At 60.5% G+C, this 13,012-nt stretch carries 10 protein-coding genes; all 10 read left to right on the top strand.

Going from position 1 to position 13,012, the window contains the following annotated elements; all coding sequences use genetic code 11:
- Positions 1 to 159: 159 nt before the first annotated feature.
- Entirely contained in the window at positions 160 to 972 is an 813-nt protein-coding gene (locus D8U82_RS19395; protein WP_130902769.1) for a nuclear transport factor 2 family protein, read from the top strand.
- A 52-nt stretch (positions 973 to 1,024) separates the two neighbouring features.
- A complete protein-coding gene (locus tag D8U82_RS19390) occupies positions 1,025 to 2,431 on the top strand; it encodes an FAD-dependent oxidoreductase (RefSeq protein ID WP_130902768.1) in 1,407 nt (468 codons plus the stop codon).
- A 31-nt stretch (positions 2,432 to 2,462) separates the two neighbouring features.
- Complete coding sequence (locus D8U82_RS19385) at positions 2,463 to 2,807, top strand: cupin domain-containing protein (protein ID WP_024013066.1); 345 nt, start codon at positions 2,463 to 2,465, stop codon at positions 2,805 to 2,807.
- Between the two features lie 55 nt (positions 2,808 to 2,862).
- Positions 2,863 to 3,948, top strand: a complete 1,086-nt coding sequence (locus D8U82_RS19380) for a polyamine ABC transporter substrate-binding protein (RefSeq protein WP_123442400.1) — start codon at positions 2,863 to 2,865, stop codon at positions 3,946 to 3,948.
- Between the two features lie 463 nt (positions 3,949 to 4,411).
- Entirely contained in the window at positions 4,412 to 5,857 is a 1,446-nt protein-coding gene (locus D8U82_RS19375) for a serralysin family metalloprotease (protein WP_122706337.1), read from the top strand.
- A 91-nt stretch (positions 5,858 to 5,948) separates the two neighbouring features.
- A complete protein-coding gene (locus tag D8U82_RS19370; RefSeq protein WP_153189131.1) occupies positions 5,949 to 6,371 on the top strand; it encodes an AprI/Inh family metalloprotease inhibitor in 423 nt (140 codons plus the stop codon).
- Positions 6,372 to 6,549: 178 nt separating this feature from the next.
- The gene (locus tag D8U82_RS19365) at positions 6,550 to 8,325 is read left to right on the top strand and encodes a type I secretion system permease/ATPase (protein WP_130902767.1); all 1,776 of its coding nucleotides are present in this window, start codon (positions 6,550 to 6,552) and stop codon (positions 8,323 to 8,325) included.
- Positions 8,322 to 9,671 (top strand): HlyD family type I secretion periplasmic adaptor subunit, encoded by a 1,350-nt coding sequence (locus tag D8U82_RS19360; protein WP_130902766.1) that lies wholly within the window; start codon positions 8,322 to 8,324, stop codon positions 9,669 to 9,671. Before D8U82_RS19365 ends, D8U82_RS19360 begins: the two co-directional genes overlap by 4 nt.
- Before the next feature lie 2 nt (positions 9,672 to 9,673).
- The gene (locus tag D8U82_RS19355) at positions 9,674 to 11,044 is read left to right on the top strand and encodes a TolC family outer membrane protein (RefSeq protein ID WP_130902765.1); all 1,371 of its coding nucleotides are present in this window, start codon (positions 9,674 to 9,676) and stop codon (positions 11,042 to 11,044) included.
- A gap of 296 nt (positions 11,045 to 11,340) precedes the next feature.
- Positions 11,341 to 13,012: S8 family peptidase (locus D8U82_RS19350; protein ID WP_153189130.1), on the top strand; the 1,672-nt coding region annotated here is incomplete at its 3' end.

Genomic DNA, 13,012 nt, shown 5'->3' with positions numbered 1-13,012 from the left:
TGAAAAAACTGTGAGTTTTTTCAGTCCGTTTAGCGATTGATTCGCATTTTTTGATGTAAGTCACTGGCTCATCGATTATCGCCAAAACGCCACCATGGATTTTTCATTGAAGCGGCAGAGGAAGTTGGGCAAGCTCGGTTCTTTTTCGCCGAGCCGCTTATGCACGCCGATGACGACGGCCCAGAACAGACCCAGGCCACGGCCGCCACGGTCATGCGCTATCACCTGAGCTGGAAACACCGGGATCTGGACAGCGTCATGGCGCTTTATCACGCCGATATCCAGTACAACGATTTCTTTCAGAACCGGGTGCTCGGTCTGGATGAGTTACGCGACTACGTGCGCGTGAGCATGCCGCGAGAATCCGACGAACTGCTCGAACATTGCGACCGAATCCGGGTGGATGGCAACACCGCGTTCATTCAATACGAGGTGACCTTGCGTGGCGGCGATGGCCTGGTGTCGTTTCGCTCCAGCGAAGCGATCACAGTCAAGGACGGCTTGATCTGGCGGGTCAACGAGTACGCCTCGCTGGTGCGTAGTCAAGCCGACGGTAGCTCCGCGCCAAGCCGTCCGGCGGTCAGCAGGCTAGGTCTGTCACCGCGGCAGCTGAGTTTCATGGCCGAAGACCTGCAGCAGTATTTCGAAAAGCAGCAGCCCTATCTGGACCCTGAGCTTGACCTGCAACGGGTGGCGAAGGAGTGCGGGTACAGCCGCAATCAGATTTCCTATCTGCTCAATCAGGTGCTCGGGCAAAGCTTTTATCGCTACGTCAATCAGGCGCGCCTGCAGCATTTGCTGCGTGCGCTGGACAGCGCCACGCCGCCGTTGCGTGTCGACGAGCTGGCGTTTGCCGCCGGCTTCAATTCGCTGTCAGCGTTCTACAAATGCTTCCGCGAACACACCGGCCAGTCGCCCAAGGCCTACGCCAAACAAATTTCTCTGCGGGCACGCGCGCAAGACATCCACTGAAGGCAGCCACTAGGATCGACGCCATCGAAGGTTTTCAGTGGCGGAGTCTGGCATGTCGGCGTGGCGCACGATCAGTTTGTGGATGGATCAGCTCGATGAGCCGCTATTGGCGCGGCCCGCGTTGGAGCGTGACCTGGACGTCGACGTGGCGATCATCGGCGCCGGTTACACCGGACTGTGGACGGCGTACTACCTGAAAAACCAGGCGCCCGGCCTGGATATCGCCATCGTCGAGGCGCAAACCGCCGGGTTCGGTGCATCCGGACGCAATGGCGGCTGGCTGATGGGTAACTTGCTGGGTGAGGATCGCTTGCTCGCAGGCTTATCGCCGCAGCAGCGCAGGGCTTCGTTCGATCTGCTGCACAGCATCCCCGATGAAGTGGAGATCGTCCTCGAACGCGAAGGCATCGACTGCGATTACCGTAAGGGCGGGGTGCTTTATTGTGCGGCGCGCTACCCAGAGCAGGAAACCGTTCTGCGCGATTACCTGAGCAAGCTGCACGCCCAAGGCCTTACCGATAACGACTACCGCTGGCTCAGCCCCGAGCAGTTGGCCCAGCAGATCCGCGTGGCCAAGCCCTACGGCGGCATCTTCGCTCCCCATGTCGCGACCATTCACCCGGCGAAGCTGGTCCGTGGTCTGGCGCGGACCGTGCAGAACATGGGCGTGAAAATCTACGAAAACAGCCCGGTCACCCACTGGCAACCTGGCAGTCTGCGCACCGCCAAAGCCAGCGTGCGCAGCCGTTGGATCGTCCCGGCGGTGGAAGGTTATTCGGTGACCTTGCCGCCACTTGGCCGTTATCAATTGCCGGTGCAAAGCCTGATTGTCGCCACCGAGCCGCTGTCCGCTGCGACCTGGGACGAAATCGGCCTCAATCGCGGCCAGGCCTTCAGTGAATTCAGCCGCCAGGTCACCTACGGCCAGCGCAGTGCCGACAATCGTCTGATCTTCGGCGCCCGTGGCGGGTATCAGTTCGCCGGCAAGCTGCGCCATGACTTCAACCTCACCCGCGATGAAGTCGAGTTGCGCCGCTATCTGTTCGGCGAACTGTTCCCGCAGCTGAAAAATGTGCAGATCACCCACGCCTGGGGCGGCAACCTTGGCATGTCGCGGCATTTCAAGCCGCACATGCTTTGCGACCGCGCCAACGGCATCGCGCTATCGGGCGGTTATGGCGGCGAGGGCGTCGGTGCCAGCAATCTCGGCGGCCGGACGCTGGCCGATCTGATTCTTGAGCGCGACAGCGAGCTGACCCAACAACCGTGGGTCCTGCCCGACGGTGGCATTCATGCGCTGCGTGCCTGGGAGCCAGAGCCATGCCGCTGGCTCGGCTACAACGCGATCATCAAAAGTTTCGTGCACGAAGACCAGACCCTGGCCAATCCCGCGACCGCGCCCTGGCGGCGCAAGCTCGCCAGCCAAGTCGCCGGGTTCATGGAAGGTTTCATGCACTGAACGCCGTTTCCCTCAATAAACAGGTCACGCCATGAGCATCACCCAATTCAAGAACACCGCCACGCTTGAGCTCGAAGAATCCAACCCGGTCGCCGTGCCCCTCGGCGAACCCGTCGCAATTGCCTCGACCACCAGTGTCGAGCGCGACGACGGTGTCGAAACCGGCGTCTGGGAATGCACCCCGGGCCGCTGGCGGCGGCAGATCACCGCGCAGGAGTTCTGCCATTTCATTTCCGGGCGCTGCACCTTCACCCCCGACGGTGGCGGCGAAACCCTGCACATACAAGGCGGCGACGCACTGATGTTGCCAGCCAACACGCTCGGGATCTGGGATATCCAGGAAACCGTGCGCAAGAGCTACGTGCTGATTTTCTGATTGTTTGATCCTTTGATTGCCTGCCAACAAAAAAAGCCCATACAGGAATCGCCCCATGATCCAGAAAACCCTCGCATTGGCGCCGCTGCTGCTGGCCGCTTCCGTCAGTCATGCAGCCGAGACGGTCAAGGTCTACAACTGGTCCGACTACATTGCCCCGGACACTACAAAGAATTTTCAGAAAGACACGGGCATCGGCGTCACCTATGACGTCTACGACAGCAACGAAACCCTCGACGGCAAGTTGATGACCGGCAAATCCGGTTACGACGTGGTTTTTCCGTCGAACCACTTCATGGCGCGGCAGATTCAGGGTGGGGCGCTGAAGAAACTCGACAAGAGTCAGTTGCCGAACTGGAAGAATCTAAACCCGGCGCTGCTCAAAGCCTTGCAGACCAACGACCCGAACAACGAGCACGGTTTCCCTTATCTGTGGGGCAGCACTGGCATCGGCTACAACATCGCCAAGGTCAAAGCGGTGCTGGGCGACAACGCGCCGGTGGATTCCTGGGACCTGATCTTCAAGCCCGAATACATGGAAAAGCTGCAAAAATGCGGCGTGGCGATCCTCGACAACGGCCCGGAACTGCTCCCGGCGGCGCTCAACTATCTGGGCCTGCCGCACCACAGCAAAAATCCCGAAGACTACAAAAAAGCCGAAGCCCTGTTGATGAAAGTGCGGCCCTATGTCAGCTACTTCCATTCTTCGAAGTACACCAGTGACCTGGCCAACGGCGACATCTGCGTAGCGGTGGGCTTTTCCGGCGACATCCTGCAAGCGGAGAACCGCGCCAAGGAAGCCAAGAACGGCGTCGAGATCGGTTATGCGATTCCCAAGGAGGGCGCGGCGATCTGGTTCGACATGGTCGCCATGCCCGCCGACGCACCAGACGAAAAGGCCGGCTACGCCTTCATGAATTACCTGCTGCGCCCCGATGTCATGGCCGGCATCACCAATTACGTGCATTACGCCAATGGCAACGAACAAGCCGACAAACTGATCGACCCGGCGATCAAGAACGACACCAAGGTTTACCCGAGCCCGGAAATGATGGGCAAGCTGTTCGCGCTGGAAGCGATGCCGTTGAATATCGACCGGATTCGTACGAGGGTGTGGAACAAGATTCGCACCGGTAGCTGAGTTTTTTCAGGCCAACATACAAGACCCCTGTGGGAGCGAGCCTGCTCGCGAAGCGGTTTGTCATTCGACACTTATGTTGACTGGCTTGGCGCCTTCGCGAGCAGGCTCGCTCCCACATTCGTTATTCAATGAATCAGGATAGTTGATATCAAAGCACTGGCACCGCTGACTGAAAGTGTGACTTGCCCAACAAATTCAAACTTAGCGATATTTAATATTTAAATAGAAAATCGTCAGACAATTTCCACCCTCGCCGCAACTAAAAACAATCTTTCCTCCCCGCGCGCTTTGTTTACGGCAGTTTCCTGATATCACCAAATTGGATCGCAAAAAAACTCTTTACGAAAGATTTCCAATTGTGTCAGGTTCGTTACGCCTTCATTGGGCGAGTGATAGGACGATCTCGCCAAAGATCGTCCTGTCGGACAAAAACTGTTCCATTGCTAAACAAGGAAGTGTGTTTATGTCGAAAGTTAAAACCAATGCTGTTGATTCCGCCGAACAGGCTTTCCAGCTGGCTGCCTTCAGCTCGGCGTACAACCAGATCAATAGCTTCAGCCATCAGTACGACCGCGGCGGCAACCTCACGGTCAATGGCAAACCCTCGTACACCGTCGACCAGGCGGCTACGCAATTGCTGCGTGACGGCGCTGCCTACCAGGACAAGGACGGCAGCGGCAAGATCGAACTGACCTACACGTTCCTGACCTCGGCCTCGAACAGCACGATGAACAAGCACGGCATCAGCGGGTTCAGTCAGTTCAGCGCACAGCAGCAAGCCCAGGCCAAGCTCGCCATGCAGTCCTGGGCCGACGTGGCCAATGTCACCTTCACCGAGAGAGCCTCGGGCGGCGACGGGCACATGACCTTCGGTAACTACAGCGGTGGCCAGGATGGCGCTGCGGCGTTTGCCTATCTGCCGGGGACCGGCGCTGGTTATGACGGCACCTCGTGGTACTTGATCAACAGCGGTTACACGCAGAACAAGAACCCGGATCTGAACAACTACGGTCGTCAGACCCTGACCCACGAAATCGGCCATACCCTTGGCCTTGCGCACCCCGGCGACTACAACGCCGGCAACGGCAACCCGACCTACAACGATGCGACTTATGGCCAGGACACCCGTGGCTACAGCGTCATGAGTTACTGGAGCGAGAGCAACACCAACCAGAACTTCAGCAAGGCCGGCGTCGAAGCCTACTCGTCCGGCCCGCTGATGGACGACATCGCCGCGATCCAGAAGCTCTACGGCGCCAACACCACCACCCGCACCGGCGACACCACCTACGGCTTCAACTCCAATACCGGTCGCGACTTCCTCAGCGCTTCGTCGTCGAGCGACAAAGTGGTGTTCTCGGTCTGGGATGCCGGCGGCAAGGACACCCTGGATTTCTCCGGTTTCACCCAGAACCAGAAGATCAACCTCAACAGCGCTTCGTTCTCCGACGTTGGCGGCATGGTCGGCAACGTGTCGATCGCCAAGGGCGCGGTCATCGAGAACGCGATTGGTGGTTCCGGCAGCGATCTGTTGATCGGCAACAGCGTGGCCAACGAGCTGAAGGGTGGTGCCGGCAACGACATCCTGTACGGCGCTGGTGGTGCTGACAAACTGTGGGGTGGTTCTGGTTCGGACACTTTCGTGTTCGCCGCCAGCTCGGACTCCAAGCCGGGTGCGATCGATCAGATTCTCGATTTCGTCAGCGGTCTGGACAAAATCGACCTGACCGGCATCACCAACGGCGCGGGCCTGCACTTCGTCAACAGCTTCACCGGTTCTGCCGGTGATGCCGTGCTGACCTCGTCGGGCGGTAACAGCCTGTTGTCGGTGGATTTCTCCGGGCATGGCGTGGCTGATTTCATCGTCAGCACCGTGGGCCAGGCAGCGACCAGCGACATCGTCGCGTGATGTGAAAGGAAAGCGGCGCCTCGTGCGTCGCTTTCTTCGCTTGCATCGGCCTGATCGCCGAGCAAGGCTACGAGCGGAAGTGAAGTTTCCTATGACTCGATACGTTTTAACTGACACGACGATGGCATGGCTGATGGCAGTCACGCTGATGATGACCGGAGCGACAAGCATGGCAAGCAGCCTCAGACTCGAAGAACCCTCGGCATTCGCCGGGCGCTGGCAGGCCACTTTGACCGGTCACAGCGACACACCCGAAACGCGGGTGATGCAAGACAAACCCTCGAACACTTGCCTGGTCGAGCTTGCGCCGAACCAGACTTTGGGCGAGGGCACTGAATGTCTGGCCGCGTGGTTGGGCGAAGCGCCAATCGGCTGGTTTCCAGAGCCCGATGGCATTTCCATCACCGGCAAGGAAGGTTCGAGGATCGCCTTCTTCAGCCGCCAGCGTGATGGCATTTATACAAAGGCCTTGAGCGCCGAACTGCTTATTACGTTAGAGCGCGCAGCGCAGTAGGCAATGGTTGTCGAGTGAAAGAAAGTTGATATAAGCCAGTGGTCGTGCGTTATAAGCGCGACACGGTCAAGTTGTTATGAAATTGTAAGCGCTACTTGCAAGTCATCTTTGGCAGGCAGGCGGAATATCAATGGAATGCTCGTCCTGTAATGACGAGGCATGAATTCAGGAAGAATCAATGAAGATGGCGAAGTCTCCTGCCACCGCTCCGTTAATCAAGGCATTGGGCGACTATAAAAGCATTCTGATCAGCGTCGGTTGTTTCACCGCGCTCATCAACGTGCTGATGCTGGTGCCGTCCATCTACATGCTGCAAGTTTACGACCGGGTGCTGTCGTCACAGAACGAAACCACCCTGGCAATGCTGTCGTTGATGGTGGTCGGTTTCTTCGCCTTTATCGGGCTGCTGGAAGTGATCCGCAGCTTTATCGTCATCCGCATCGGCAGCCAGCTGGAGCGTCGCTTCAATCTGCGCGTCTATCAGGCCGCGTTCGAGCGCAACCTGTTCAAGGGCGAAGGCAACGCCGGGCAGTCGCTGGGCGACCTGACCCACATTCGCCAGTTCGTCACCGGCCCGGCGCTGTTCGCCTTCTTCGATGCGCCGTGGTTCCCGGTTTATCTGTTTGTCATCTACCTGTTCAACGTCTGGCTCGGCGTGTTGGCGACGGCGGGCGCGTTGCTGCTGATCGCACTGGCCTGCCTCAACGAATACATGACCAAAAAACCGCTGGGCGAAGCCGCCGGTTTTTCCCAGCAGTCCAGCCAGTTGGCCACCAGCCACTTGCACAACGCCGAAACCATTCAGGCGATGGGCATGCTCGGCTCGCTGCGCAAGCGCTGGTTCGGGGTGCATTCGCGCTTTCTCGGCTTGCAGAACCAGGCCAGCGACACCGGGGCGGTGATCAGTTCGCTGAGCAAGACCTTGCGCCTGTGTCTGCAATCCCTGGTGCTGGGCCTGGGCGCGTTGCTGGTGATCAAGGGCGACATGACGGCGGGGATGATGATCGCCGGTTCGATCCTGATGGGCCGCGTGCTGAGCCCGATCGATCAGCTTATCGCCGTTTGGAAACAGTGGAGCGGGGCGAAGCTGGCTTACCGCCGTCTCGATGCGCTGTTGCAGGCGTTTCCACCCAGCGACGAGGCGATGGCACTGCCGGCACCGAAAGGCCAGATCACCTTCGAACAACTCAGCGCCGGCCCGCCCGGGCAGCGTGCAGCCACTTTGCACATGGTCAATTTCAATCTGAGTGCTGGTGAAGTGCTGGGTGTGCTCGGCGCTTCCGGTTCCGGCAAATCGACGCTGGCTCGAGTGCTGGTCGGCGTGTGGCCGGTGCTGGGCGGCACCGTGCGCCTCGACGGCGCTGATATTCATCGCTGGAACCGCGATCAGCTTGGTCCTTACATCGGTTACCTGCCGCAAGACATCGAGCTGTTCAGCGGCAGCATCGCCGAGAACATTGCGCGCTTCAGCGAAGCCGTTCCGCAAAAAGTCGTAGCTGCCGCGCAACAGGCCGGCGTTCACGAAATGATCCTGCGCTTGCCGCAAGGCTACGACACGCAACTGGGCGAGGACGGCAGCGGCTTGTCCGGTGGCCAGAAACAGCGCGTCGCCCTGGCCCGTGCGCTGTACGGCACGCCGAGTCTGGTGGTGCTCGATGAACCCAATTCCAACCTCGACACCGTCGGCGAAGCGGCATTGGCCAGCGCCATTGCGCAACTCAAGGCGCAAGGCACCACGGTGATTCTGGTCACGCACCGTTCTTCGGTGCTGGCTCAGGCTGACAAATTGCTCGTGCTCAACGATGGTCGTTTGCAGGCGTTCGGCCCGAGTCAGGATGTGCTCAAAGCACTTTCCGGTCAGCAGGAACAGCAACGCGAAAAAGCCGCACAAGCACCGGGCGGGCTCAGCATGAGCCGGCAGTATCAGCCCACGACAAGGAATTCGGGTGTATGAGCAGCGCCAGCATGAACACTGAAAACGAAGCGAACATGGAACACGCCTACCTCACCGAGCGCCCGGAATGCGATGCGAAATTCTTCGCGCGCCTGGGCTGGATCCTGGCCATCGTCGGCGCTGGCAGTTTCTTCACTTGGGCGGCACTGGCGCCGCTGGATCAGGGCATTCCGGTGCAGGGCACGGTGGTGGTCTCGGGCAAGCGCAAGGCTGTGCAGTCGATGAGCAGTGGCGTGGTCAGCCGTATTCTGGTGCGCGAAGGCCAGATCGTGAAGCAGGGCCAGCCGTTGTTCCGCCTTGACCAGACGCAAGTGGCTGCCGATGTGCAATCGCTGCAGGCGCAGTACCGCATGGCTTGGGCCAGCCTCGCGCGCTGGCAGGCCGAGCGCGACAACCTCAAACAAGTGACCTTTCCGCCTGAATTGAGCAACGACCCGGACCCACGCCTGGCGCTGGTGCTGGAAGGCCAGCGGCAACTGTTCAGCAGCCGCCGCGAAGCGTTCTCCCGGGAACAAGCGGCACTGCGCGCCAACATCGAAGGCGCCACTGCGCAACTGGCCGGCATGCGCCGCGCGCGCAGCGACCTCAATGCTCAGGCCAGTTCCTTGCAGCAACAATTGAGCAATCTGCAACCGCTGGCCGACAACGGCTACATCCCGCGCAACCGCTTGATGGACTACCAGCGGCAACTGTCGCAAGTGCAGCAGCAGCTGGCAGAAAACACCGGTGAAAGCGGCCGCGTGGAGCTGGGCATCCTTGAATCGCGCCTGAAGTTGCAGCAGCACGGCGAGGAATACCAGAAGGAAGTGCGCACGCAACTGGCCGATGCGCAGTTGAAAAGCGTGACGCTGTCCGAACAGCTGACCTCCGCCGGTTTCGACCTGCAACACAGCGAGATCCTCGCCACCGCCGATGGCGTGGCGGTCAACCTCGGTGTGCACACCGAAGGCGCCGTGGTGCGCCAAGGCGAAACCCTGCTGGAGATCGTTCCGCAAGGCACCACCCTGGAAGTGGAGGGGCACTTGCCGATCAACCTGATCGACAAGGTCGGCACGCATTTGCCGGTGGACATCCTGTTTACCGCGTTCAACCAGAGCAAAACCCCGCGCGTGCCCGGCGCAGTCAGCCTGATTTCCGCCGACCAGATGGTCGATGAGAAAACCGGCGTGCCGTATTACGTGTTGCGCAGCAGCGTCAGCGATCAGGCCATGGAAAAGCTCAACGGCCTGGTGATCAAGCCCGGCATGCCGGCGGAAATGTTCGTGCGCACCGGTGAGCGTTCACTTCTCAACTATTTGTTCAAACCGCTGCTCGATCGCGCCGGTTCTGCGTTGACCGAGGAATAAGAATGTTCGGCTGTATGAATAAGCTTTCAATGCTGGGGGCGGCAATGATGCTGCTCGCGAGTCACTCGGCAGTCGCGGCCATGGGGCCATTCGAGATTTACGAACAGGCGTTGCGCAACGATCCGGTGTTTCTCGGTGCAATCAAGGAGCGCGATGCTGGCCTGGAAAACCGCGTGATTGGCCGCGCCGGCCTGCTGCCTCGGATCGGCTACACCTACAACAAGGGCCGCAATTCTTCCAAGGCGACGTCTCTGGATGATCGTGCGCGCAACCGCACCGATGAGCGCAACTACAACAGTTACGGCTCGGCGCTGACGGTGCAGCAACCGCTGCTCGATTACGAGGCTTACGCGGCGTATCGCAAAGGTGTCGCCCAGTCGTTGTTCGCCGACGAAGCGTTTCGCGGCAAGAGTCAGGAACTGTTGGTGCGCGTGCTGGATAACTACACCAAAGCCTTGTTCGCCCAGGACCAGATCGACATCGCCCAGGCGAAGAAGAAGGCCTACGAACAGCAGTTCCAGCAGAACGAACACATGTTCAAGCAGGGCGAGGGCACGCGTACCGATATTCTCGAAGCCGAGTCGCGCTATGAACTGGCGACTGCCGAGGAGATCGAAGCGCGCAACGAGCAGGATTCCGCTTTGCGCGAGCTGGGCGCGCTGGTGGGCGTGCCGGCGGTGGACATCGGCGATCTGGCGCCGCTTGGTCAGCAATTTCAGACCTTCACCCTGCAACCGGCCAACTTCGACACCTGGCATGAACTGGCGATCAGCAACAACCCGAACCTCGCTTCGCAGCGGCAGGCCGTGGAAGTGGCGCGCTACGAAGTCGAACGCAACCGCGCCGGGCATCTGCCGAAAGTCAGTGCTTATGCCTCGATGCGCGACAACGAGTCCGAAAGCGGCAACACCTATAACCAGCGCTACGAAACCAACACCATCGGCCTGGAAGTCAGCGTGCCGCTGTACGCCGGCGGCGGGGTGTCGGCCTCCACACGGCAGGCCAGCCGCACCATGGAACAGGCTGAGTACGAACTGGATGGCAAGACCCGCGAAACCCTGATCGAACTGCGCCGCCAGTTCAGCGCCTGCCTGTCCGGAGTGAGCAAATTGCGCGCTTATCAGAAGGCCCTGAAGTCGGCCGAGGCGCTGGTGGTCTCGACCCGACAAAGCATTCTGGGCGGCGAACGCACCAATCTCGACGCGTTGAACGCCGAGCAGCAACTGTTCACCACCCGCCGCGACCTGGCCCAGGCACGCTACGACTACCTGATGGCCTGGACCAAATTGCATTACTACGCCGGGACGCTGAATGAGCAGGATCTGGCGCGGGTGGACGAAGCATTTGTGGTCGCGCAACAGCCCTCACCCTAACCCTCTCCCAGGGGGAGAGGGGACTGACCGAGTGGCCTGCGATAGCTACATCGACCTGAACGACCGAGCTGGACGCAGGTTTTGACATCAACACAAATCGGCTCCCTCTCCCACAGGGACAGGGGACTGACCGAGTGGCCTGCGATAGCTGCATCGACCTGAACCACCGAGCTGGACGCAGGTTTTGACATCAACACAAATCGGCTCCCTCTCCTCGGGGAGAGGGCTGGGGTGAGGGGAACAGGCGACACCGCAATTCAGCCCTGAACAAAACAACAAAAACGAGAGTGATGACCATGGACGTACGCATCAAACCGATTTCGCTCGGCACGCTGTTGCTGGTGACCTCGGCAACGCAGGCGCAATACCTGGAAACCGGCCAGCCCGGCAATCCGGCCAGTTGGCGCAGTGCCGAGTTCCTGCGCGACTGGGGTCTGCAACGCATGCAGGCCGATCAGGCCTACGCAGCCGGCATCACCGGCAAGGGCGTGAAGATCGGCGCGCTCGATTCCGGTTTCGATGCCGCTCACCCCGAATTCTCCGCCGACCGTTATCACCCGGTAACCGCCAGCGGCAGCTACGTCGATGGCTCAGCGTTCAACGTCGACGGCACGCTCAACCCGAACAACGATTCCCACGGCACCCACGTGGTCGGAACCATGGGCGCTGCCCGTGATGGCAGCGGCATGCACGGGGTGGCGTACAACGCGCAGATCTACGTCGGCAACACCAACAAGAACGACAGTTTCCTCTTCGGCCCCAGCCCTGATCCGCGTTATTTCAAAGCGGTGTACGACAGCCTTGCCGACGCCGGCGTGCGGGCGATCAATAACAGTTGGGGCAGTCAGCCGCCGGATGTCAGCTATCGCACCCTGGCGGATCTGCACGCCGCCTACGCGCAGCACTGGAACAAGGGCACCTGGCTCGACGCCGCTGCCGACGTTTCGCGGCGCGGTGTGATCAATGTGTTCAGCGCCGGCAACAGCGGTTACCCGAACGCCAGCGTACGCTCGGCGCTGCCGTACTTTCAGCCGGATCTGGAAGGTCACTGGCTGGCGGTGTCCGGGCTCGATCAGAGCAATCAGCAGAAGTACAACCAGTGCGGCATCGCCAAGTACTGGTGCATCACCACACCGGGGGCGAAGATCGACAGCACCATCCCCGGCGGCGGTTATGCGATCAAGTCCGGTACCTCGATGGCGGCGCCGCACGCGACCGGTGCCCTGGCGCTGGTGATGGAGCGTTATCCGTACATGAACAACCAGCAGGCGCTCGAAGTGCTGCTGACCACCGCCACCCAGCTCGATGGCTCGGTCACCAACGCACCGAACGAGCGCGTCGGCTGGGGCGTCGCCAACCTCGACCGGGCGATGCGCGGGCCGGGGCAATTGCTCGGTGCGTTCGATGCCAATCTGGGGGCAGGGCAGCGCGATGTCTGGAGCAATGACATCTCCGACAAGGCGCTGACCCAGCGCCAGCGCGAAGACCTCGCCGAGCACAGCGCCTGGCAGCAAACCCTGCAGGACAAAGGCTGGCAGAACGGTGTGCCGGCCGGCGCCAGTCAGCAGGAGCAGACCGATTACGCCGTCGGCATGCTGCGTGATGCGGCAGCGGCGAACCGGGTGTACGAGGGCAGCCTGATCAAGTCCGGTGCCGGACAATTGCTGCTCAGCGGCGCAAACACCTATCGCGGCCCGACCACGGTCAACGGTGGTCTGCTGACGGTCAACGGTTCGCTGACCTCAGCGGTCACCGTCAACAACAGCGGCACCCTCGGCGGCTCCGGACGCATCGGCGCGTTGACCGCCAACAGCGGTGGCCGGGTCGCACCGGGCAATTCCATCGGCACCTTGAACGTCGGCGGTGATGTGACACTCGCCCCGGGCTCGACGTACGCCGTTGAGCTGTCGCCTACCAGCAGCGACCGCATCGTTGCCGGCGGCACGGCAACCGTCAGCGGCGCCAGCG

Source organism: Pseudomonas sp. Sample_23, assembly GCF_004307595.1.
Lineage (GTDB): Bacteria > Pseudomonadota > Gammaproteobacteria > Pseudomonadales > Pseudomonadaceae > Aquipseudomonas > Aquipseudomonas atacamensis.
The sequence above is the reverse complement of the archived record's forward strand: the minus strand, read 5'-3'. Positions and strand labels throughout refer to the sequence as shown.